22 protein-coding genes are annotated in these 22,965 nt (G+C 42.3%); 15 read left to right on the forward strand and 7 right to left on the reverse strand.

Annotation, left to right across the window (positions count from 1 at the left end):
* The first annotated feature begins 115 nt into the window (after positions 1–115).
* Complete coding sequence (gene metK, locus AC2CZC_RS00385; RefSeq protein WP_484583417.1) at positions 116–1,267, forward strand: methionine adenosyltransferase; 1,152 nt, start codon at positions 116–118, stop codon at positions 1,265–1,267.
* Positions 1,268–1,310: 43 nt separating this feature from the next.
* Here metK and AC2CZC_RS00390 read toward each other — a convergent pair whose 3' ends face one another.
* Positions 1,311–2,156 (reverse strand): HDOD domain-containing protein, encoded by an 846-nt coding sequence (locus tag AC2CZC_RS00390; protein WP_484583418.1) that lies wholly within the window; start codon positions 2,154–2,156, stop codon positions 1,311–1,313.
* A 269-nt stretch (positions 2,157–2,425) separates the two neighbouring features.
* Positions 2,426–3,943, reverse strand: coding sequence for a CYTH and CHAD domain-containing protein (locus AC2CZC_RS00395; protein ID WP_484583419.1), 1,518 nt, complete (start codon positions 3,941–3,943; stop codon positions 2,426–2,428).
* Positions 3,944–4,271: 328 nt separating this feature from the next.
* Here AC2CZC_RS00395 and AC2CZC_RS00400 point away from each other — a divergent pair, with 328 nt between their 5' ends.
* A complete protein-coding gene (locus AC2CZC_RS00400; protein WP_484583420.1) occupies positions 4,272–4,895 on the forward strand; it encodes a TIGR04211 family SH3 domain-containing protein in 624 nt (207 codons plus the stop codon).
* Positions 4,896–4,929: 34 nt separating this feature from the next.
* Here the strand turns inward: AC2CZC_RS00400 and AC2CZC_RS00405 are convergent, their stop codons facing one another.
* The 4 genes from AC2CZC_RS00405 to AC2CZC_RS00420 form a co-directional block, all read right to left on the reverse strand.
* Complete coding sequence (locus tag AC2CZC_RS00405) at positions 4,930–5,295, reverse strand: hypothetical protein (RefSeq protein ID WP_484583421.1); 366 nt, start codon at positions 5,293–5,295, stop codon at positions 4,930–4,932.
* A gap of 66 nt (positions 5,296–5,361) precedes the next feature.
* Positions 5,362–5,841: a BamJ family beta-barrel-assembly machinery protein gene (gene bamJ, locus AC2CZC_RS00410; protein ID WP_484583422.1), complete on the reverse strand. Its 480-nt coding sequence runs from the start codon at positions 5,839–5,841 to the stop codon at positions 5,362–5,364.
* An 8-nt stretch (positions 5,842–5,849) separates the two neighbouring features.
* A complete protein-coding gene (locus tag AC2CZC_RS00415) occupies positions 5,850–8,261 on the reverse strand; it encodes a Lon protease family protein (RefSeq protein ID WP_484583423.1) in 2,412 nt (803 codons plus the stop codon).
* A 46-nt stretch (positions 8,262–8,307) separates the two neighbouring features.
* On the reverse strand, positions 8,308–8,766 hold the full coding sequence (locus AC2CZC_RS00420; RefSeq protein ID WP_484583424.1) for a zinc ribbon-containing protein: 459 nt from the start codon (positions 8,764–8,766) through the stop codon (positions 8,308–8,310).
* A 342-nt stretch (positions 8,767–9,108) separates the two neighbouring features.
* Here AC2CZC_RS00420 and leuS point away from each other — a divergent pair, with 342 nt between their 5' ends.
* The 13 genes from leuS to lipA all read left to right on the forward strand — a co-directional run bounded on the left by leuS (position 9,109) and on the right by lipA (position 21,943).
* A complete protein-coding gene (gene leuS, locus AC2CZC_RS00425; protein WP_484583425.1) occupies positions 9,109–11,697 on the forward strand; it encodes a leucine--tRNA ligase in 2,589 nt (862 codons plus the stop codon).
* The gene (locus AC2CZC_RS00430; RefSeq protein WP_484583426.1) at positions 11,697–12,257 is read left to right on the forward strand and encodes an LPS-assembly lipoprotein LptE; all 561 of its coding nucleotides are present in this window, start codon (positions 11,697–11,699) and stop codon (positions 12,255–12,257) included. The genes leuS and AC2CZC_RS00430 overlap by 1 nt, the downstream gene beginning before the upstream one ends.
* Complete coding sequence (gene holA, locus AC2CZC_RS00435) at positions 12,257–13,315, forward strand: DNA polymerase III subunit delta (protein ID WP_484583427.1); 1,059 nt, start codon at positions 12,257–12,259, stop codon at positions 13,313–13,315. The genes AC2CZC_RS00430 and holA overlap by 1 nt, the downstream gene beginning before the upstream one ends.
* Positions 13,315–13,944, forward strand: coding sequence for a nicotinate-nucleotide adenylyltransferase (gene nadD / locus AC2CZC_RS00440; RefSeq protein ID WP_484583428.1), 630 nt, complete (start codon positions 13,315–13,317; stop codon positions 13,942–13,944). Before holA ends, nadD begins: the two co-directional genes overlap by 1 nt.
* A gap of 88 nt (positions 13,945–14,032) precedes the next feature.
* Positions 14,033–14,350 (forward strand): ribosome silencing factor, encoded by a 318-nt coding sequence (gene rsfS / locus AC2CZC_RS00445; RefSeq protein WP_063361819.1) that lies wholly within the window; start codon positions 14,033–14,035, stop codon positions 14,348–14,350.
* 1 nt (position 14,351) lies between these two features.
* Complete coding sequence (rlmH, locus tag AC2CZC_RS00450; RefSeq protein WP_063361820.1) at positions 14,352–14,822, forward strand: 23S rRNA (pseudouridine(1915)-N(3))-methyltransferase RlmH; 471 nt, start codon at positions 14,352–14,354, stop codon at positions 14,820–14,822.
* 7 nt (positions 14,823–14,829) lie between these two features.
* Positions 14,830–16,701: a penicillin-binding protein 2 gene (gene mrdA, locus AC2CZC_RS00455; RefSeq protein ID WP_484583429.1), complete on the forward strand. Its 1,872-nt coding sequence runs from the start codon at positions 14,830–14,832 to the stop codon at positions 16,699–16,701.
* The gene (gene rodA / locus AC2CZC_RS00460; protein ID WP_484583430.1) at positions 16,698–17,804 is read left to right on the forward strand and encodes a rod shape-determining protein RodA; all 1,107 of its coding nucleotides are present in this window, start codon (positions 16,698–16,700) and stop codon (positions 17,802–17,804) included. The genes mrdA and rodA overlap by 4 nt, the downstream gene beginning before the upstream one ends.
* A gap of 3 nt (positions 17,805–17,807) precedes the next feature.
* A complete protein-coding gene (locus tag AC2CZC_RS00465; RefSeq protein WP_484583431.1) occupies positions 17,808–18,563 on the forward strand; it encodes a septal ring lytic transglycosylase RlpA family protein in 756 nt (251 codons plus the stop codon).
* 147 nt (positions 18,564–18,710) lie between these two features.
* The gene (locus AC2CZC_RS00470) at positions 18,711–19,874 is read left to right on the forward strand and encodes a serine hydrolase (RefSeq protein ID WP_484584819.1); all 1,164 of its coding nucleotides are present in this window, start codon (positions 18,711–18,713) and stop codon (positions 19,872–19,874) included.
* Positions 19,875–20,036: 162 nt separating this feature from the next.
* Complete coding sequence (gene ybeD / locus AC2CZC_RS00475) at positions 20,037–20,315, forward strand: DUF493 family protein YbeD (protein ID WP_484583432.1); 279 nt, start codon at positions 20,037–20,039, stop codon at positions 20,313–20,315.
* A gap of 12 nt (positions 20,316–20,327) precedes the next feature.
* Positions 20,328–20,981, forward strand: coding sequence for a lipoyl(octanoyl) transferase LipB (gene lipB / locus AC2CZC_RS00480; protein ID WP_063361825.1), 654 nt, complete (start codon positions 20,328–20,330; stop codon positions 20,979–20,981).
* Entirely contained in the window at positions 20,978–21,943 is a 966-nt protein-coding gene (lipA, locus tag AC2CZC_RS00485; RefSeq protein WP_484583433.1) for a lipoyl synthase, read from the forward strand. The genes lipB and lipA overlap by 4 nt, the downstream gene beginning before the upstream one ends.
* A 59-nt stretch (positions 21,944–22,002) precedes the next feature.
* Here the strand turns inward: lipA and AC2CZC_RS00490 are convergent, their stop codons facing one another.
* Entirely contained in the window at positions 22,003–22,785 is a 783-nt protein-coding gene (locus AC2CZC_RS00490) for a hypothetical protein (RefSeq protein WP_484583434.1), read from the reverse strand.
* Positions 22,786–22,965 lie beyond the last annotated feature (180 nt).

Below are 22,965 nucleotides of genomic sequence, written 5' to 3' on the forward strand. Positions count from 1 at the left end.
GTCTAGGCGTAAAAAAACTATGCATACAACCCTGTTTTAGTTAGAATAACTCCCTAGATTTTCAAGCGCTGTTTTACGCATGTTCGCGAAGCGCACTTTTTGTGAGTATAAAATAATGGCGAAACACTTATTTACTTCAGAGTCAGTTTCTGAAGGCCATCCGGATAAAATTGCGGATCAAATTTCAGATGCAGTATTAGATGCAATTCTTGAGCAAGACCCAAAAGCACGTGTTGCGTGTGAAACCTATGTAAAAACAGGTATGGTCATGGTTGGTGGTGAAGTAACCACAAGCGCTTGGGTAGACATCGAAGAGCTAACTCGTAAAACAGTTCGCGAAATTGGTTATACGCATTCAGATATGGGCTTTGACGCTGATTCTTGTGCAATCTTAAACACAATTGGTAAGCAGTCTCCTGATATTAACCAAGGTGTAGACCGCTCTCGCCCTGAAGACCAAGGTGCTGGCGACCAGGGTTTGATGTTTGGTTATGCATGTAATGAAACTGATGTTTTAATGCCTGCACCAATTACATATTCTCACCGTCTAGTTCAACGTCAAGCTGAAGTACGTAAAGACGGCACGTTACCTTGGTTACGACCAGACGCAAAATCACAGGTTACTTTTGCCTATGAAAATGGCCAACCTGTGGGTATCGATGCAGTAGTACTATCTACTCAGCACTGTGACTCAGTGTCTCAAGATGACCTAGTAGAAGCGGTAATGGAAACTATCATCAAACCAACTCTACCAAAAGAGTTGATCACTGACGCGACTAAATTCTTTATCAACCCAACTGGCCGTTTCGTGATCGGTGGTCCTATGGGCGACTGTGGTTTAACTGGTCGTAAAATCATCGTTGATACATACGGTGGCATGGCTAGACACGGCGGTGGTGCTTTCTCAGGTAAAGATCCTTCTAAGGTTGACCGTTCAGCAGCTTATGCAGGTCGTTATGTTGCTAAAAACATCGTGGCAGCAGGCTTAGCTGATAAGTGTGAGATCCAAGTTTCTTATGCAATTGGTGTTGCAGAGCCAACATCTATCAGCATTGATACATTTGGCACAGGTAAAGTAGATGAAGCGCGTCTGATCGAACTAGTTCGTGAACACTTCGACCTTCGTCCATACGGCCTTATCACTATGCTTGACCTAGAACGTCCAATTTACCAGCCAACGGCTGCATATGGTCACTTCGGCCGTGAAGAGTTCCCTTGGGAAAAAACAGACAAAGCAGAAGCACTTAAAGCAGCTGCTGGTCTTTAATAAGTCATTACTTATTATTGTAAAGGCGCCGCTGGCGCCTTTTTTATCCTATCAAGTATTCTTCGACATCTTCTTTTATATCTGTATAGTCATCATCGCTTAAATCTAAAGCAAGCATCACGTCATCTTTAAATGCATGCCAATCAGCACAACTCCTAAAGTGCTTTATTTCAAAACAAAAATTCTCCGCCAGCTTCAAAGTCGCCATGATTTGTTTTTCGACGCTAGAATCACTCTCTTGAAAAAATGACGAGTCATGATGTCGCAAAATAATTTGACATACTCTTTTTGGCAAATGCCAAGAGCTTGCTAAATAATATCCTACAACAGTGTGATTTGTTGGGTACTGTTGCGCTTCATACTCTATCAGCGAGTGCTCTGGACGTTGTGCAGCACGCATAAGCACATCATTATAATCTTCAAAGCGCATCGCCATTGCTGGGATCCCGGCATCATGGAACAAACCGAGTAATTGCAAATCTTCAATTGGCATTGCCGAATTCACTTTTTTTCCAATGAGCATGGCAACTTGTGAAATATCAGACGCACTATCCCAAAAACGCTGCAAGGAAATACAACAGTCATCTTGCGCAAACGCACTTTTTAGCAAATGCCCAGTCACCACTTGAGTAATACAATTCATCCCCAAAAACATCACAGCCTGCTTAATGTCTGTCACAGTTCTAGACATGCCATATGCAGGAGAGTTGATAACTTTTAATACAGCAGCAGACGTAGCGACATCTTCTGTAATAATGCCAGCTACTCGATTTAATTCAGGTTCATCTCTATTTAATTCATCTTGGAGGCTTTGTAAGATCTCTGGCTTAGCAGGTAAACTAAAGCCGGATCTTAAATCTGCTAAAACTTTGTCATCAATATCTATCATAGGTCACCTATGTGGTGGCTTTGATTTTAGTGTAGTAGATGAATTTTGACCTGTCGCGACTATTTAGTAATCTCTAATAGTCATCAATTTGGATCAGATTAAGTGAAATAGTTCGAGTAATTGATTGTTGAACTTGGCAACAAAATAGTAACTGAAGAAAGAAAAGTGCTTTGTACAATATTTATTTTTTAATGACTCGTATTTTTAGATTAAAGAATCAGATTCAGGGCGCTTTTAACACCCTGAATGTAGCAGTTTTTACCCAAACTTTACCAATAAGGCTCACAACTAATTGACGCGTCTCGGCTCTGATCCATTGCACTAATTAAAAAATCCGATTTTTGCTGCAACCAAACCAAAATATCAGACAATGGTTGAGCTTCTTGCCCTTCACAAAGCTGCTGTAAGTAATGCAATGTCTCCAGCTCATAAATACCTGCGAGAATATCCATCCAAGGCGCTCTAAAACTTAACCTGAGCTCTTCATCAAATAGCGAACCTAAACAACTGCCGCTGAGTAACATCTCTTCAATACTTGAACGTGTTTGCACATATTGCTCAAGCGACATTGAACTTTTGTTAAGAAACATAGATTTGAGCTTTTTCCACTCTAAATCAAACGTTTTTTTAGCCATCGAACGCACATTGCTCTGCGCTGATTTTATTGCATTTTGATCCCACTGCTGTCGCCAACTTTTTTCAATTAACCAGCGAGTTAAGGACAATAACAGCTTGTTATATCGTGGGCAGTGGAAGAGATCTTCTAAGTCCGTTTTGGTAGGCTGTACGCTTTTCAGGTCATCAATCACCTGAGACAGCTCCGGTGCACCGTGAATGCGTTTATAGTAGGCATGGCGTTTAGATGTGTAAGTCTTTAAATATATGGCGCTCTCTACCCAATCAAGCTCACCTAACAACCACTTCAGTTCTTTGCGTAGGCTATCCGTGGTTTCCCTTTCGACAAACTCTTCAAATAACCAAAAAGCATGCTTAATTAAACGCACACCATCAATGATGCGTTTAAGCGTTTTTAAGCTTGGCTCATTGACATAACATTGCTCATGTTTTTGTACTAACGCAATTGCATAGTTAATTGTTTTTATAAACGCCTGCTCTTGGTTCATATCACTAGATAATGGTACAAATCCAATTTCTTTATCAGCTTTCAACGGTTTATCATCAGCTAAACGATATCCTCTAGCAGCTTTAGAGTAGTAACCTAGCCTTACCCCAATCTGTGCAACGAGTTGCTCTGCCAATAAAAATAAATCAACACGATCTCCTTCAACAAGCTCTATCTCCAGCTCAGAAATCGCCTCAGACTTTCCACTTGCGGATACTTCACCTTTATCTAATACCACCTCAATTAAACTGCCTGATTCAGTCTCTATCAGCCAAGTTCTTCTAATAAAGTTCGTGCTAAATATTGGAAATAAGTTTTCAGCAATTGACTCAAGTTGCATGCCCATGGGCCAAATATTAGAATCGAAAGCAAAGATATCCGGTTTTCTTGTTTTTAATGGTAAGTTATATTCTGGGCGTTGATGAAGACCCCCTAACACTTCACCAGAGAGCTTTATTGTCTGCTCGCAGTCGTCGTTTTGGCAACGTGTGCGAAGCCCAATATCTAAAGCCCTTAACTCTCTACTCGGCGTATCATAATATGCATTTTCTAAATTTTTAGCCGGTTTGTTATTCACCCGCTTCGCAAATTGTGTGATCAATGCTGGGATAAGCGGAACTTCATTATCTGAAACCAAAAACTTCAGTTCTATTTCAGTGTCCATCAGGGGGTAGGTTACCTATATAATATGAGAAGGATCAAAATATACAATGACACCTATTTTTGCAATCTTTTTACCATAAACAATGGAGAAATGAAGATAAATCACCGTATCTTGTCAAGTACCCCAAATATTACCACTCCATTTACTTACAACCCCAGTGAAGGCATTATTTCGCAAGATCCAAATGAACCATGTTCAGATCGAATTCATTTTACTGCTTGATTTGAAATAAAAAATGACGATTAGGCTTTCAGCGCTTGCCAAGCGCTTTTTAAAGCCATACTATTTTCATAAATTCATATAAACCTTAAAAAATAAGGGCTCGCGAATGATAAAGTACCTCGCATTGCCACTTCTGCTTGTTTTATCGCCCCTTACGCTCAGTGCGCAAGATGACGATAGTACAAGCAACACTGAACAAGCGGCACAACAGATAACACCCAACGGCTTTATCGTTGATAACCTCTACCTGTTTTTACACTCCGGCCCTGGAAAAAATTACCGTATTCTTGGCTCTGTTGAGGCGGGTGCCTCTATTCAGATAACCAATGAACAGGAAAACAATTTCGTCAGGATTATTGACAATAAAAACAGAAGTGGTTGGGTTGAATCAAAATTTGTGACTGCTGAAGCTGGACTTCGACAGCAAGTGATAGACTTAAATGCTTCTTTAGCAAGCGCTCAGCAACAACTTGATGGCTTAAAAGAGTCAGTGCCTAGCTTACAAAATGACTATGCATTATTGGAAACTCAAAATATTGAGTTACAAAACACCATAAAAGATCTCAACACACAATTACAACAGCAAATCGAATCAAATCAAAATAAAGTAGAGCAAGAACAACATAAACTGCTTTCGTATGGTGGGGGAATTGCGTTATCGGGCTTAATATTAGGCGTGATTTTGACTTTGTTTCTATCCAGACGAAAAAGGTATGATGGCTGGAGCTAAGAAAAACCCACTTTGGCTACCAAAGTGGGTTTTATTATTTACCTAAAACCATAACTGATAAAAACAGTGCCGAGCCAACAGAGAAAAAAATCACACCTATGTCGGCTAAATACAACTCAAAGACATGTTCTTTTAATTTTGAATCGTTTAAGTTTTGTAATTCACCAGCCGATGAAAACTCAGCTAAATTATAAACAAACGAGTATTTACTACCAATGCCAAATTTATCAAGCGACAGTCGCTGATAAAAGCTAGGATAAGCTGAAGAAAAGTAACCCTCTATTATACTTAATTTGTGGCTGCTCACCTTCCTGCAAATCAAAACCCCTGCAAAATTGGCTAAAATCAAAAACAGATATGTCAAGTACCACCTCCTTGCCATGACGATACCTGTTCCCATTAAAATAACAAACGAAGGAAATTGCAAGTATAAATTAACAAACCTGGAACATTCTCTATCTTAAACTTAATTTAGAGCGATCAGTTCTACGTCAAAAATAAGTAACGATCCAGCGCCAATTTTACCGGCAGATTTATTTCCATACCCCAAATCTGGATGTATGTAGAGCCTAAATTTATCACCCACAACCATAAGCTGGAGCGCTTCTTTCCAGCCTTCAATGACCTGCTTGGGCGTGAAGGTTATCGATTTCCCCCGCTCAACTGAGCTGTCGAACACAGTGCCATTTAGCAATGTGCCATGATAATGCACACGTACACTATCGTTCATTGTGGGGGAAACATCCCCTTCCCCTTTTTCGATCACTTCATATTGCAAACCACTTTCAGTGGTAATGACACCTGCTTTTTCAGTATTTTCTTCTAAAAAAGCTTGCGCATCTAGTCGGTTAATTTCTGCAATTTGTTTTTGTTTTTGGTTTCCACTATAAATAAACCATGCCAACCCAAGCACTAAAACAGTAACTACAATACTTGTTACAGACATAACTACTCCTATTCACTGTCTTCAGGTGACTCTTTGTCATCACCATTTACAACTTGTGCTATTTGCTCAAGCCTTTCTAACGCCAACTGATTGATTGTACCTTGAGGGTAGAGGCCGTCAATTAATTGTCCTGCTTCCTCCCCCATCAGAATCTCGAGCGCCTCATCAACACTTTTAACTGCAAACAAATGAAACTTTTTGCGCTCTATGGCTTCTACAACTTCATCCTCTAAAACCAAATTAATCAAATTAGAATGAGGTACTATTACCCCCTGACTTCCGGTTAAGCCTCTCATTTTACAGAGCTTAAAAAAGCCTTCTACTTTTTCGTTCACGCCACCAACAGCTTGTACTTCACCATGCTGATTAATAGATCCCGTTAAAGCCAAAGATTGATCAATTGGAAGTTGCGTGATCGCAGAAATCAAACCACATAATTCCGCCAAAGACGCACTATCACCATCGATGTAGCCATAACTTTGTTCAATCGCAATATTTGCACTTAAAGTTAAGCTGAATCGCTGCGCGTACTTATTCCCTAAATAACCAGTAAGCAACATAACACCTTTAGAGTGAATTGATTTACCTAACTCGGCTTCTCGCTCAACATCAATGACGCCATCAGAGCCCGCATACACTGTCGCCGTGATCCTCGCAGGGGTACCAAAAGCTGTATCGCCAATATGGAGTACGGTCAAACCATTGACCTTGCCAACCGCTTCGCCCTGTGTAGCAATCAAGGTGTGGCCCTCTTCAATATCGCTCAGCATATTTTCACTCAGCTGCCCCGTACGATATTGCTTTCCAACGAGCGCTTCATTGATATGATGCTCATCTATGGTATCTGCGTTATCCTGCTTTGCATAATAACTGGCTTCCGCTACGAGCTCTAACACATCCGCAAAGCGAGCAGATAATTTGCTTCTATGCTCTGCTTGACGGTAACTAAACTTGAGCAATCGGATCAAGGCTTCTGCAGATAAGTTACAATTCAGAGTTTGCTCGCAATATTCTTGTACTTTACTGACAAACTGATATTGCAATCGATCGCTTGACGGTAAGTAATAATCAAAATCAGCCAGTACTCTAAACAGCTCCCCAAACTCTTCATCATACTCACTTATGGTGTAATAAAGATCTCTGGAGCCGAGCAAAATGATTTTCACATCCATCGGAATCAACTGAGGCTTCAGGGTGAAGCTACTGCCCACGGAACTATCTTGAAATGGCAAGTCATTTTTTATCTGATGCGTTTTCAATGAGAGCTTCAACCCATCCCACACTTGTGGCGATGACAACACTTTCTCCGCATCCATAATTAAGTAACCACCATTAGCCCGATGCAAAGCCCCTGCTTGAATGGAGCGATAACTTGTGATTAAGGACCCCTGAGCGCTTTCATACTCTATTTTGCCAAAAATATTACCGAACGTCGGATTCGGCTCATAAACCACTGGCGCTGGCGCCCCTTCTTTATATTCGATCAAAATATTCGGCGCAAAAAAGTCTGTGAGCATGCCTTTGGCATCAAAATCATCTTTTTGCTCATCCGTACCCGTTGAATCATCATCCAACCAGTCTAAGACAGCTTCAACTATTTCAATACGCAAATCTTTTAAATACCGAATAACACCTATGTGGCTAGCATATTTATGTTCAAGTGCTTTGAGTAATGGCTTGGTTGCCAACTCTATGGTGGTTTTTTTTAATTTCCTCAGCTTTTCAGAGGATTCTCTTTTCCACCTTGGAAGTTCAATTAATGCCTCAATTAACCCATCTTCTAACTCATCAATCGCATCGTAGAACTGTGTCTGTGCCTGTTCACTCAAAGCGGCAAATTCATTGTCATCAAGCTGCTTGCCATTCACCACAGGAACAAAGCTCACAGCCCCATTTTCTTCAAGCATTACAACGCTTTTTTGTATAGCTAACTGTTCAACGGCTGTGAGTGCTGCATTATATTTATTATCAAAATCTCTATCGATTGACTTTTTCTTACGCTGATAACCTGGGTTATCAAACGCAGCTGGGAACGTATCAACCACTTCATCTAAAAACGCATCAATATCATCTGCGAGCTGCCGACTTTCGCCAGGCTGCATAAACATTGTTATGGGCTCACGGTGATCGTCGTAGTTATTGACATAAAGCCACTCTTTGGGCGTCGGGCGAGTTTTACTGTGCGCTTCTAGCTTGTCTTTGACCATGGTAAAGCGCCCTGTGGCCGCTTCACCCATGACAAAAACATTGTAACCGGGTAGCTCCATACCAAGCGCAAAGTCAAGCGCACTCTGCGCGCGTTGCTGGCCGATAAAAGGTAAAGACTCTGGATAGGGGTTTTGCATACATGAACGTATATGCTGCAAAGAGACTGTCGGAGTCAATTGCTCCGAACTCAGTGGCTTATTTGTTTTAGTCATTCCTGGTTTCTTTATTGTTCACCTTAGTAAAATCAAAGCACTTTGGCTAAGGCGTGAGCGCTTTTCTTGAAAACGTATCATGTCCACATTCGCTACACGCTTTTATTTCAATAGAGTGATAAACATCGATTTTATTGCCGCAATTCTTACACACTAATTGCCCCAAAGCTATCCATTCCCCCTCTTTATAAATACCATCATGCGCAAAGTCATTCATCAGTGCATGCCACTCAAGCTGCGTCCTATCTTCTAAATAAGCCAGTTCATATAAAATTGACTCTTTGAACTGCTCCCACGCCACGCCTTCATAATGGTCTTGAAACTCAGAAACATGATGTAGGTCACGTTTAAAATAGTGCCGGTAATCACTTAACTTGTTTTTCCCAAACTGCCGCCACTTTTCCTCTTCCTGTAAAAAGTCCTCCATCAACTTTTTAAGTTCATGTTCTTTGACATCTTTACACCATTTAGAAAAGTCACTTAGCCATTGTTGATAATCCGCCATGCCGCCCCCTACTCAACGACACATCACAATTAATTGCCTACGCTACTCAGATAAAAAACCGAATATCATGCTAACAAGCTGTTGAAGCAACTAACTTGTGAAGTCATCACAACCTGTGTTGGATAGTTTTGCATATATAAACCAAGTATAGAGCACCTTTGAGAAAGGGCCATTGAGCCTGCATCAAGTTACTTTTAGCATACACAGAGTGAAACCAATCGAAATCCACTAAAATCGAATTAATCAGCTGAAAATGCTTATCAGACGCTGTGATCAAGCTTAGTTTTCGGGTATGCTATTGACCAATTTTACAATCAGTTTGCAAGAAGTCTGGAAACGTCAATGCAAGAGCAATACAACCCACAAGAAATCGAACCCAAGGTTCAATCCTATTGGGAAGAAAACAAAACATTTAAAGTAGTCGAAGACGAAAGCAAAGAAAAATACTACTGCTTGTCTATGTTCCCTTACCCAAGTGGTAAACTCCACATGGGTCATGTCCGTAACTATACGATCGGTGATGTTGTGTCACGCTTCCAGCGCTTGCAAGGCAAAAATGTCATGCAGCCAATGGGTTGGGATGCATTCGGCCTACCTGCAGAAAATGCGGCAATTAAAAACAATACGGCACCAGCAAAGTGGACCTACGAAAATATCGATTACATGCGTGGACAGTTAAAGCAGTTAGGCTTTGGCTACGATTGGGATCGTGAGATTGCGACATGCCACCCAGAATACTACAAGTGGGAGCAATGGTTCTTTACTAAGCTTTACGAAAAAGGCTTGGTATACAAAAAAATGTCTACAGTAAACTGGGATCCCGTTGATCAAACAGTACTTGCAAACGAACAGGTGATTGATGGTCGCGGTTGGCGTTCAGGTGCACTCGTTGAGCAAAAAGAAATTCCTCAGTGGTTTATTAAAATTACTGATTATGCGCAAGAGCTATTAGACGATTTAGACAAACTAGATCACTGGCCAGAGCAAGTAAAAACCATGCAGCGCAACTGGATTGGCCGCTCTGAAGGTTTAGAGATCGATTTCAAACGCGCTGACAACAACGAAAGCTTCACCGTATATACAACACGTCCCGATACATTTATGGGCGTAACCTATGTTGCTGTTGCGGCAGGTCACCCAATTGCTTTGGAGGCTGCACAAAATAATGAAGCAGTTGCTGCATTTGTTGATGAGTGCAAAAATACCAAAGTGGCTGAAGCTGATTTAGCAACAATGGACAAAAAAGGCATCGCGACTGGCTTTACTGCGATTCATCCATTAACAGGAAAAGAAGTACCAATCTGGATCGCCAACTTTGTATTAATGGATTATGGATCTGGCGCGGTGATGGCTGTACCTGGTCATGATCAACGCGACTATGAATTTGCGACCGCTTATGGCCTTGAAATCAAACAAGTCATCAGCCCTGCTGCAGACGCTGAACAGTCAGCTGATTTAGCCAAAGAAGCATTCACTGAGAAAGGCGTGCTTATCAATTCTGGTGAGTTTGATGGTCTTGACTTTGACGGGGCTTTCAATGCAATTGCAGATAAGCTTGAAGCTCAAAATGCAGGTAAGCGCAAAGTAAACTTCCGTCTTCGTGATTGGGGTGTAAGCCGTCAACGTTATTGGGGTTCTCCAATCCCAATGCTAAATAAAGAAGATGGTTCTGAGCTAGCTGCAAGTGAAGATATGCTGCCAGTTCGCCTACCTGAAGATGTAGTGATGGATGGTGTAACGTCACCAATCAAAGCAGATCCTGAGTGGGCAAAAACAACTGTGAATGGTGAGCAAGTATTCCATGAAACAGATACATTCGACACCTTCATGGAGTCTTCTTGGTACTATGCGCGTTATTGTAGCCCTCGTTATGATGAAGGTATGCTAGAGCCAGGCGCTGCTAATTACTGGTTGCCTGTTAACCAGTATATTGGTGGTATTGAGCACGCGATATTGCACCTACTTTACTCTCGCTTCTTCCACAAGCTACTAAGAGATTTCGGATTAGTTAATTCTGACGAACCGTTTGAGCGTCTACTATGTCAAGGCATGGTATTAGCCGATACTTACTACCGCAAAGACGAAAAAGGCGGTGATATCTGGATTTCTCCGCTTGATGTTGAAACTGAAAAAGACGATAAAGGCCGTATCATCAAAGCATGGCACAAAGACGATGGCGAGCCTGTCATGTCTGCGGGCATGGGTAAGATGTCTAAGTCTAAGAACAATGGTATTGACCCACAAACTGTAATTAAACAATACGGTGCTGATACTGTTCGTTTATTTATGATGTTTACAGCGCCGCCTGAACAAACGCTTGAATGGTCTGATTCTGGTGTTGAGGGTGCACAGCGATTCCTCCGCCGTGTATGGAAATATGCAGTCGATGTAAAAAATGCTGGCCAAGCAGACCTTGATCTAAGCAAGCTTTCTGGCAACCAAAAAGCACTACGTCGTGAAGTCCATAAAGCCATTGCTAAAGTTTCTGATGATGTTGAGCGTCGCCAAACATTCAATACAGCGATTGCTGCAATCATGGAACTGCTAAACAAACTGCTTAAAGCGCCACTTGAAAGCGAACAAGATATCGCGCTTGCAAATGAAGCACTCAATGCAATCATCATTATGTTGGCGCCAATTACGCCTCATATGTGTCACGAGTTATGGCTACAACTTGGCCACGAAGGTGATGTATTAGATGCGTCTTGGCCTGTTGTCGATGAAAGTGCTTTAGTTGAAGACGAAAAGCTTATCGTTGTTCAAGTTAACGGCAAACTTCGTGCAAAACTGACTGTCGCAGCTGATGCAACTCAGGAGCAAGTAGAAGCGATTGCATTTGCCGAAGAAAACGTAACTAAATTCACTGACGGAAAAACCATCCGTAAAGTAATTTATGTACCAGGCAAACTACTCAATGTGGTTGCAAACTAATGATTGGCTTTGTTCAGCAAGTCATTTCAACAGCGGGCCAAATTGGCTCCGCTGTTCGCACGCTTGCAGACATTAAAAACGGACTGGCAATTTTGCTGGTCTGTTTTGCTGTCTCAGGCTGTGGTTTTCACCTCAAGCAAGCATCTTATATCCCTGAAGATTTAAGAGTGTTGCACCTCACTGGAGATGACCAGAAATCTGCATTATTCGAGCAGCTAAAGTACGAGTTACAACGTTCACAAGTAAAAATTAACGACCAAATTGAACATAAACAAACAAAGTACACTGCAGAGCTGCACTTATATCAAGATGAACTAAATAGGCAAACATTAAGTTTGTTTCCAAATGGCCAGGTTGCTCAGTATGAACTTGCGTATAAAGTGTCATACCGTCTCGTACGCCCTGATCAAGACCCTATTGAACAAAGCTTTGAGTTATATCGTAATTATCAAGATGATCCCACTAACTCGCTTGCTAAATCAAAAGAGTTAGAAATTATTCTTGGTGAAATGCGTAAGCTTGCCACCAAACGAATTATTCGAGAACTATCACAACTCTAATGCGCTGTTATGCAAATCAATTAGCAGGTCAATTAAGTAAAGACCTGCACCCATTTTATCTGGTATTTGGCGAGGAGCCATTCCAAGAAAATAACTGTGTAATCAACATTCGTCAAGCGGCTAAAAAACAAGGTTTTGACGAGGTAATTAAGTTTGCTCTATTGCCTGGCTTTGACTGGCAAGAGTTAATCGCACAATACAACAGTATGTCTTTGTTCAGCGCTCGAACCATCATTGAACTCGACCTAAACCAACAAAAACCGCCAATGCAAGGCGTAAACATACTCAAAGAACTCGCGGCGAGTATCAACCCAGATGTTATCCTCATCTTAAAAGGCGCAAAAGCCAGCCAAGATATTCAGCGTTCTGCATGGTTCAAAGCGCTCGATAAAAAAGGCTTATTTGTCCCTTGTTATGCTTTAACAGGTTACCATTTAGAGAAATGGCTAGATGAAGAATGTAAGCGATTAAAAGTGAACCTAAAAAGCGATGCCAAACGCAGCCTTCTGCTGGCAACCGAAGGGAACTTGCTCGCTACTTCTCAAGAACTAGAAAAACTGTCTTTGCTTCATAAAGATGCACTTATCGACCAACAGCAGTTAATGAACGGGCTGTTAAACCAAGCTAAATTTGATATTTTTGACTTAAATGATGGCTTACTCAAAGGTAATGCAAAATACATTATTAAAATACTGAACAAGTTAGCCAAAGACAATGTCGAGCCAACCAGCGTTGCATGGACCATCCAAAATCAAACACAAACGCTTCTAAATATTAAACGTGCGTTAGTCGAAGGTCAGCCAGTTAATCAACTCTTTAAGCAGTATAATATTTGGAAAAATCAGCAAGCATCAACGCAACAGGCGCTGGATAGATTACCAATAACCCAGCTAGAGACCATCATTGGCTTACTGGCACAATTTGATTCTGCATATAAAAGCAACTTGCTCAGTGCACCCTATCAAGGCTTGGCACATATTGCGTTGAGTTTTTGTCAACCTGTTAACTTCCCAATGCCATTTTCTGATGAGAGCAAGCAAGTTGGAGCTGCAAATTAATGATAGCACTATTTGGTGGTACCTTTGATCCTATTCATTTAGGCCATATCAATATGGCAGAGCAGTGCTTGAAAGAGCTTTCTTTAAGCACTTTGTCCTTTATACCTAATGCAACGCCCGTTCATAAACAAGGGCCAAGCATCACCACAGAGCATCGTCTAGCCATGTTAAAACTGGCTACAGACACTGAGCCAAAGTTCACTATTGATACCAGAGAAATTGTTAGAACAGAGCCTTCATATACATTTTTAACCCTGCAAGAACTAAGAAATGAGCACCCAAATACCCCTATTGCCTTTTTAATGGGCATGGACTCATTTAACAGCTTACATACCTGGTATCAATGGCAAGCAATCACCCAGCTTTGTCATATTGTTGTTTACGCAAGACCTGGAGATACATATGCGCCTTGTGAACAATTGGCATCATATTTAGCAAAGGCACAAGTATCCGCTCCTGCATCTTTGCACCAAGCTACAGCTGGTAAGTGTTATTTTTTAACTGGTCAAACATTTTCTGCGGCATCTAGTGAAATACGCTTAGCAATAAAATCTGGTAAATCCATTGAACCTTGGTTGTCACCGAAAGTCATAGCTTATATTAATAAGAATGGGTTGTACGCGTATTAATCGCCGCTGATCCGCTTGGGAATTCTGTTGGAAATCATGTTAGAATTGCGCCCTTATTTGAAGTGTATATTAGTAAAGAGACCCTGATTTGGATTCAAAACAACTATTAGACTTTGCGCTTGATAAAGTCGACGATATGAAAGCCCGTGATATTGTAAAGCTAGATGTGCGAGAAACATCTTCAATCACAGATTATTTGGTCATTTGTTCTGGCAACTCAAAACGTCATGTTCAATCTATTGCTGAACACGTCGCAAAAGAGGCGCGTCACGCAGGTGAAACTCCACTTGGTCACGAAGGGCAAGACAGTGGTGAATGGGTACTTGTCGACCTAGGTGATGTTGTTGTACACGTTATGCAAGACCAAACGCGTGATTTTTACGACTTAGAAAAGCTTTGGGGCTAGAGTGAAAATTCAGTTAATCGCTGTTGGTACAAAAATGCCTGCATGGGTTGAAACGGGGTTCAAAGAATATCAACGCCGTTTCCCCAAAGACATGCCACTAGAGCTGATTGAAATTACTGCGGGTAAACGCGGTAAAAACGCTGACATCAAACGGATCTTGCAACAAGAGGGTGAAAAAACCCTCGCAGCAATCCCAAAGGGAAATCGGATCGTTACCTTAGAGGTTACCGGCAAACCTTGGGATACGCATCAATTAGCGAACAACATGGAAAAATGGCAGCTGGATGGCCGTGATGTCAGTTTACTGATTGGTGGACCTGAAGGGCTGGCACCAGAATGTATTGCTGCATCAGAACAAAAGTGGTCACTCTCCAACCTTACTCTGCCACATCCGCTGGTAAGAATTGTCGTAGCTGAAAGCCTCTACCGTGGCTGGAGCTTAAACAACAACCACCCTTATCACAGAGAATAAGTATTTCATGATAAAAAACCGGCCAACGATCCGCGACCACAGCGCTGAAGCCAATTTATTTGCGCGCCGCGCGTTTGTTGGCTTTGTTTTTGTCGTGATCCTTATCGGGGTGCTTCTTAATAACATCTATACTCTGCAAGTTGAGAAGCACGAGACCTATCAAACACGTTCGAATGATAACCGGATAAAGGTCATTCCAATCGCGCCGAATCGTGGCTTAATCTACGACAGAAATGGCGTATTGCTTGCGGAAAACAGGCCAGTTTATAATCTTGAAGTGATCCCTGAGCAAGTCACAGATCTAGAGCAGTCTTTAGAACAACTCGGTGCAATCATTAGCATTACCGAGACACAAAAAAACGCTGTCATAAAAAGTAATCGTCGCTCTAGACGCTTTAAAAGCCAAGTTTTAAAGGCCCGGCTGAACGAGCAAGAAGTTGCAATTTTTTCCGTTAATCAGCACCGCTTCCCCGGCTTTAGTGTTGAAGCCAGACTTGCCAGACACTACCCATATGGTGATGCGCTGACGCATGCGCTGGGCTATGTCTCCAGACTCAATAAAAAAGAGCTCAGTGAACTTGAATCTCAAGGACTTGCTAAGAATTACCGTGCCACACATGATTTTGGCAAGTTAGGTATCGAAAAGTTCTACGAACAACGCTTACATGGCCAAGTTGGCTCACAACGCGTCGAAGTGAATAACCGTGGTCGAATTATTCGTTCCCTCAGTATCGAGCACCCGAAGCCTGGGGAAGATTTAGTGCTCACCTTAGATATTGGTTTACAGAAAATAGCTCAAGAAGTACTGGAGGGCGTTAGGGGCGCAATCGTGGTGATGGACCCTAAAGATGGCGGGATTTTAGCCCTATATTCAAATCCAAGCTACGACCCCAATTTATTCGTACATGGCATTAGCAGCAAAGACTACCGAGCGCTGCTCAACCCTGACAGACCTTTGATCAATCGCGCAACGCAAGGTAGGTATGCACCTGCTTCTACCGTGAAGCCACACCTTGCCATTTTGGCATTAGAGGAAGGCATCGTAAAAGAGGAAACCAAAATTTGGGACCCAGGCTTCTTCCAAATTCCTAATGTAGAGCACCGCTGGCGTGACTGGTTAAGATGGGGACATGGACATGTTGATGTCTATGAAGCGATTGAACAATCTTGCGACACCTATTTCTATGAGACCGCTTATAAGCTTGGCATCACAAAAATCAGTAACTTTATGAGTCAGTTTGGCTTTGGCGATCTGTCCGGTATTGATATTCATGAAGAAACAGCTGCCATCATGCCAACCACAGAGTGGAAACGCCAACGCTTTAAAGAATCTTGGTGGCCTGGCGACACCATATCTGTCGGCATAGGACAAGGGTATTGGACGGCTACACCAATGCAAATTACTAACGCCGTTTCAATTTTAGTGAATAAAGGGATACACCGCCCCCCACACTTGGTGCAAGTTGCAAAGCAAAACAATGATGTTGAGCAAATGTACACGGAAGAAAAACCGCCCGTCGTATTAAAAAATCCGCACCATTGGAAGATAGCTTTGGATGCGATGCACAATACAGTGAAAAAAGCCCGAGGCACAGCCCATAAAGCTTTCTTAGGGGCGACGTATGATCCGGCTGGAAAAACAGGCACAGCCCAGATTGTTAGTATCGCACAAGGTGAAGAATACGACGCAGAAAGCCTCAAAGAAAAGCACAGAGATAATGGCATTTATGTTGGCTTCGCTCCTTACAGTGACCCACGTATCGTCGTTACCGTGATTGTTGAAAACCAAGGTGGCGGTTCAACCATTGCGGCACCAATTGCGCGAAAGCTCATGGATTATTACTTCGAAACTTACCCAAGTCACACGGAGGGTAAATGAATCAATTAAGACAACGACGCTCGTTCTGGCAACGCATTCACATTGACCTGCCATTACTTATCGCACTGCTTGTCATGATGACTGGAAGCCTTGCGGTCGTTTACAGTGCCAGCGGTCAAAATATGGATATGATGGCTCGCCATGCAACTCGTATGCTCGGTGCTATTATTGCACTGTTTGTGATGGCTCAAATCTCACCGAATACGCTCAAGAGACTGGTATTTCCGCTCTACACAGTGGGGCTGATCATGCTTATCGGGGTATTCTTTTTTGGTATTACGATTAACGGTGCTAAACGCTGGTTAGACATTGGCATTACCCGTTTTCAGCCTTCAGAAATTATGAAATTGGGCGTACCCATGATGGTAGCATGGTACATTGGTCGGCAGCAGCTACCACCCAAAATCTTACATATCATTATCGGCTTTGCCATTGTGCTGGTGCCTACCATCCTCATTCAAAAGCAACCAGATTTAGGAACTTCTCTGCTCATTGCAAGCTCAGGCATTTTTGTTTTATTTTTATCTGGCCTGAGCTGGAGATTGATCGGCAGTAGCGTCCTATTGGCCATCCCCGGTGCATTTGCCATGTGGCACTTTGTCATGCACGAGTATCAAAAGCAACGAGTCTTAACCTTACTCGATCCCGAGAGCGACCCTCTCGGCGCTGGTTACCATATTATTCAGTCAAAAATTGCCATCGGTTCCGGTGGCATTGAAGGAAAAGGCTGGTTGCATGGCACACAGTCTCAACTTGAGTTTTTACCTGAGCGCCACACAGATTTTATATTCTCAGTACTGAGCGAAGAGTTCGGTTTACTTGGCGTCGTTATGCTATTGAGTGTTTATCTATTTATTATTGGTAGAGGGCTGTACATAGCTGTCAATGCACAAGAGGCATTTAGTAAATTACTCGCTGGGGCGCTCACACTCACATTTTTCGTCTATATTTTTGTCAACATTGGAATGGTCTCAGGATTATTGCCCGTGGTTGGCGTACCTTTGCCGCTTATCAGCTATGGCGGTACCTCAATGGTTACACTGATGGCTGGTTTCGGTATCATCATGGCGATAGCAACAGATAAAAAAATGCTACTAAAATAACCTATGAAAAAAACATTACTTCTCCCATTAAGTGCCATTTTACTTTTGAGCGCTTGTAGCAGCAGATACCATACAAGCCAAGATAAGGCGCCATTACGTGCGCCGACCGAGCTTGAAATGCAAGATGCAAAAGTTACCAACGAACCAAAAAGCGTCAGTGCGGGTCGCCCTTATACTGTGCTGGGCAAAAGTTATACGCCTATCTCAGATGAAAAAGACTTTACACAGACAGGGACTGCGTCATGGTATGGACGCAAATTTCATGGTTACTACACCTCCAATGGTGAAACCTTCAATATGTTTGATATGACAGCTGCGCACAAAACACTTCCTTTACCTAGTTTTGTGAAAGTCACTAACTTAGCAAATAATGTCAGCGTAATTGTCAGAGTAAATGACCGCGGCCCATTTCATGACGACCGAATCATAGATCTCTCTTATGCAGCCGCTTACAAGCTTGGATACCATTTGCAAGGTACAGCGGAGGTTAAGATTGAAGCCATTACTATTGACCGTAAAAATCCACGTTTGACGTATGTACAAGTTGCAGCTGGCAGTAACATGGAAAATGTGAAGGCGTTGGCTTCTCAGTTGTCTAATAAATTTGAATTAGGTACCCCTATCGCTTTTGAAGATAATCTTTACAAATTGCGACTTGGACCGATTTTAGATGACCAGACAGCACAAAAGGTGCTAAAAACCTTACAAGAAGGTGAATTTAACAAAGCCTTCTTGCTTTATAGCGAATATGAACTTTAAAATATTCGTAATCTGAATTACGTAATTTTTGTTCCGCGACTTAAAGCCAACATGTAAGTATACTGAATGGCATGTAGAACAAAAATAAAACCTGCTGGGTAGTGCAAAAGCAAGTCATTGCCCAAACTAAATTAAAAAGCGAGCATGATGACAGTATTTAAACCAAAAGTAGTTAAAAAAATCCTTGGTGTCGTGTGTTCTTTGTCATTATTTTCGGCAAGCGCACAGATCATACCTTCTCCACCGCAAATGAGTGCAAAAGGTTATTTCCTCGTCGACTTTACAACCGGTAAAGTGATTGCAGAAGGTGAAGCAGATACCAAACTTTTGCCTGCTAGTTTAACAAAAATGATGACCAGCTATGTCATTGGTACTGAGATTCTAGCTGGAAACATCGCGCCAACAGATATGGTGACCATCAGCGAAAAAGCTTGGGCGAAAAATTTTCCTGAATCATCAAAAATGTTTATCGAAGTGGGCAAAAAAGTCAGTGTTGATGATTTAAACCACGGTATTATCATTCAATCTGGCAATGATGCATGTGTTGCAATGGCAGAGCATATTGCAGGCAGTGAGGGGGCATTCGCTGACTTAATGAACGCACATGCTGAAAAACTCGGTATGACCAACAGCTTCTTTATTAACAGCCACGGTTTAGATGCGCCAGAACAGTATACAACACCAAGAGACATGGCAACTTTAGGTGCCGCACTTATTCGTGATGTACCTGAAGAGTATGCGCTGTACAAGCAAAAGTCATTTACTTTTAACGGCATTAAACAATATAACCGAAACTCACTATTGTGGGATGCAAGCTTAGATGTTGACGGCATTAAAACAGGCCATACAGCAGAAGCGGGTTATAGCTTAGTCACTTCAGCAACCAAAGGCGATATGAGATTGATCGCAGTTGTCATGGGTACTGAAAGTGAAAGAGCTCGAAAAGTCGAAAGTAAAAAGCTTTTAAACTACGGCTTCAGATTTTTTGAAACAATCACACCTTACAAAGCAGGTGACAGCTTCGCCGATCAACGCATCTGGATGGGTAATAAAGAGACTGTCTCTTTGGGTATCACACAAGATACGCCAATTACTATTCCACGCGGTCAGCGTAAAAACTTAAAAGCACATTTTGAGTTAGACCAAACGCTAACTGCCCCACTTGCTAAAGGTAGTACTGTAGGTACGCTATTCTTGCAACTAGACGGTGAAGATATTGCCGAATATCCACTTGTCACCCTTGAAGAAATTGAAGAAGGTAGTTTCTTCAGCCGCATTTACGACTACTTACGTTTACAGATCATGCAATAACCCTGTACCTAGTACGTATATAAAGCAATAGCGCCTCTATTTGAGGCGTTTTTTTTTGCCATAAAAATGATAGAATGCCGCCATTATTGAGGTAATGATGCCTAAGTGAAAACAATTCACATTACATAATCATTGCTTAGTATCTGTAGTGAGGAAACCGTCGTGGTAACACCTGTAAAAAACACTAAGTTTGATGAGTACTTAGAATTTCCCTGCCCGTTTACTTTTAAGGTCATGGGCTTGGCTAATGTTGATCTAACCGATCAGGTTCTTACGAAAATGCAAGCCATTGCGCCTGGCGATTATGCGCCAAAAATTAAACCGAGTAGCAAAGGCACATACGAATCTGTCACTTTGGTTGCAACAGTGACGTCAAAAGAGCACATTGAGCAGATATACACTGAGCTAGGTAGTATCGAAGCTGTTCGTTACGTACTGTAGTGAAGGAAGTCCATGAGCAACCATAACGTCATCATTCGCCACCTAGGGCGACAAAGTTACGAGCCTATTTGGCAAAAAATGCAGCACTTTACTGATCAGCGTGATGACTCAGCGGCCGACGAGATTTGGTTAGTTGAACACAGCCCTGTTTTTACGCAAGGGCAAGCTGGCAAAGCGGAGCACGTACTTGCACCGGGTGATATCCCTGTTGTTAAAGTTGACAGAGGAGGTCAGGTGACCTATCACGGACCTGGCCAGCAGATGATGTACGTTTTGTTCAATTTACGCCGCCTGAAAATTGGCGTAAGAGAACTGGTTACTTGGCTTGAAGAGACCATTATTGAATCATTGCAAGAGTACGATATCGATGCCTATGCTAAAGCTGATGCACCAGGTGTTTATGTCAATAATTGCAAAATAGCTTCTTTGGGCTTAAGAGTTAGACGAGGCTGCTCATTCCACGGACTTGCACTCAATGTCAACATGGACCTGAGTCCATTTTTGCGTATTAACCCATGCGGCTATGCAGGCATGGAGATGATACAAACTAGCGATTTAAATGGGCCTGCTACGCTTGAAGAAGCAGGTAACGGGCTTATTAAGCATATGCTTAAGCGCATTAACGCTGAGCATGTTGTTCACACTGAAGGGTTTGAGAACGAATGAGTAAACCAGTCAAAATGGAGCCGGGTGTAAAATTACGCGATGCCGAGAAAATGGCATTAATTCCGGTCAAAGTACTACCAACTGAGCGAGAGCAAATGCTCCGTAAGCCTGAGTGGCTTAAGATCCGCCTACCAAAATCAAGTGAGCGAATTGAAGGCATTAAAAGCGCGATGCGTAAGCATGGCTTACACTCAGTTTGTGAAGAAGCATCTTGTCCTAATTTATCTGAGTGCTTTAACCACGGTACAGCAACATTCATGATTTTAGGCGCTATTTGTACTCGTCGTTGCCCATTCTGTGACGTCGCGCACGGGCGCCCGTTAAAGCCTGATGCAGCTGAGCCAGAAAAGCTCGCACTGACAATTAAAGACATGAAACTTAAGTACGTGGTGATTACCTCAGTAGACCGCGACGACTTACGCGATGGCGGCGCACAGCATTTTGCAGACTGTATCAGAGAGATCCGCAAGCATAACCCGGGGATCACCATTGAAATCCTAGTTCCTGATTTCCGTGGCCGTATGGATAGGGCACTTGAGATCCTAACCGAAACGCCACCTGATGTATTTAACCACAACTTAGAAACTGCGCCTAGACTCTACAAACTAGCGCGCCCGGGGGCGGATTATAAATGGTCTCTAGAGTTACTTCGCCGCTTCAAAGAAGCACACCCAGAAGTTAAAACCAAATCTGGCTTAATGGTGGGGTTAGGTGAAGAGATCTCTGAAATTGAAGAAGTATTAAGAGATCTTCGTGAACATAACGTAGACATGTTAACAGTTGGACAGTACTTGGCGCCTTCGAAGCACCACTTGCCAGTCAAGCGCTACGTGCCACCAACAGAGTTTGACGCTCTGAAAGACTACGCTGATGACATTGGCTTTTCACATGCAGCATGTGGCCCGTTTGTTCGCTCAAGTTACCACGCAGACCAACAAGCGGCAGGTAAAGAAGTCAAATAACTTTACGTCACGCACAAAAAAAGCAAGCGCCTGAGCTTGCTTTTTTTGTGCCTATTCTTCTATTTTACAATTACTTGGTCTTCCCACAGGTGGATGATATTAGGGTTAGTTAGGTTAAACACTTTCACAACCATGGTTTTACCCGCCGCATTTTCACATTCAATAATTTGATACAAAACCTGGTGCGCAGGGTTTGTTAACACGTCATTTTTAATAAACACATCTGAGTGAAATGGCCCTTTGCGATCTTCCCCATGGAACAGACCTAACGACACGCCTCGATTCGCTACTGTTGAGCAATAAGATTGTGTGTTTTGATTATTCACACTTAAGCTGCTGCGAATACGATATGCTGAGTGGTAGCCCCATGAATATGGCTGATAAATAAACTTACCTTCGGGCTCCAGTGTTACCTGCCAATCCACAATTGGAGCGCCTGGCACATTGACCAGCACGTTGTAATCGATGCCGTCGCCATCAAGACAGTTAATATGCACCGTTTTGGATGCCTGCAATGCATTTTCATCATGCAGATCTGCCTCTAACGTCAAACTCTGCGTCGAATCCACATCCACAGACAAGCTTAAATTAGCGAGGTTATTATGGGTTTCGTTAGAATAAACGTTGGCGTTGTAACAGCGGCTAAACTCATCTCTAAGCTGCACATTGAGCGTTAACTTGTGGGCATGTTCACTGGTGATCAGAACATGACTCACTGGGCCTTCAGTATAGTGTGTTAAACGTTCAAAGCCATCTTCGTCAGCAATATTTTGTGCAAGAGCAACCGCATTCAAGCTCGTCATTAACGCACCAAATACAATCGAAAGTTTAGATAAAGACATGACAATTTCCTTTTCATTGAGAGAAATCGGTATAGTCTGTACTACATACTCAGCTATCTGATGACTACAACTTATCAGTCAGTTCCTTCTATTACAAAAAACATGATGGTGGTCGAAATCACCGTAAAAACAGAGAACTTATCTAACCTTTTTAAATGGTTAGATAAGTCCCTTTTTTAG

The sequence above is a fragment of the Pseudoalteromonas sp. MMG033 genome (genome assembly GCF_057197785.1).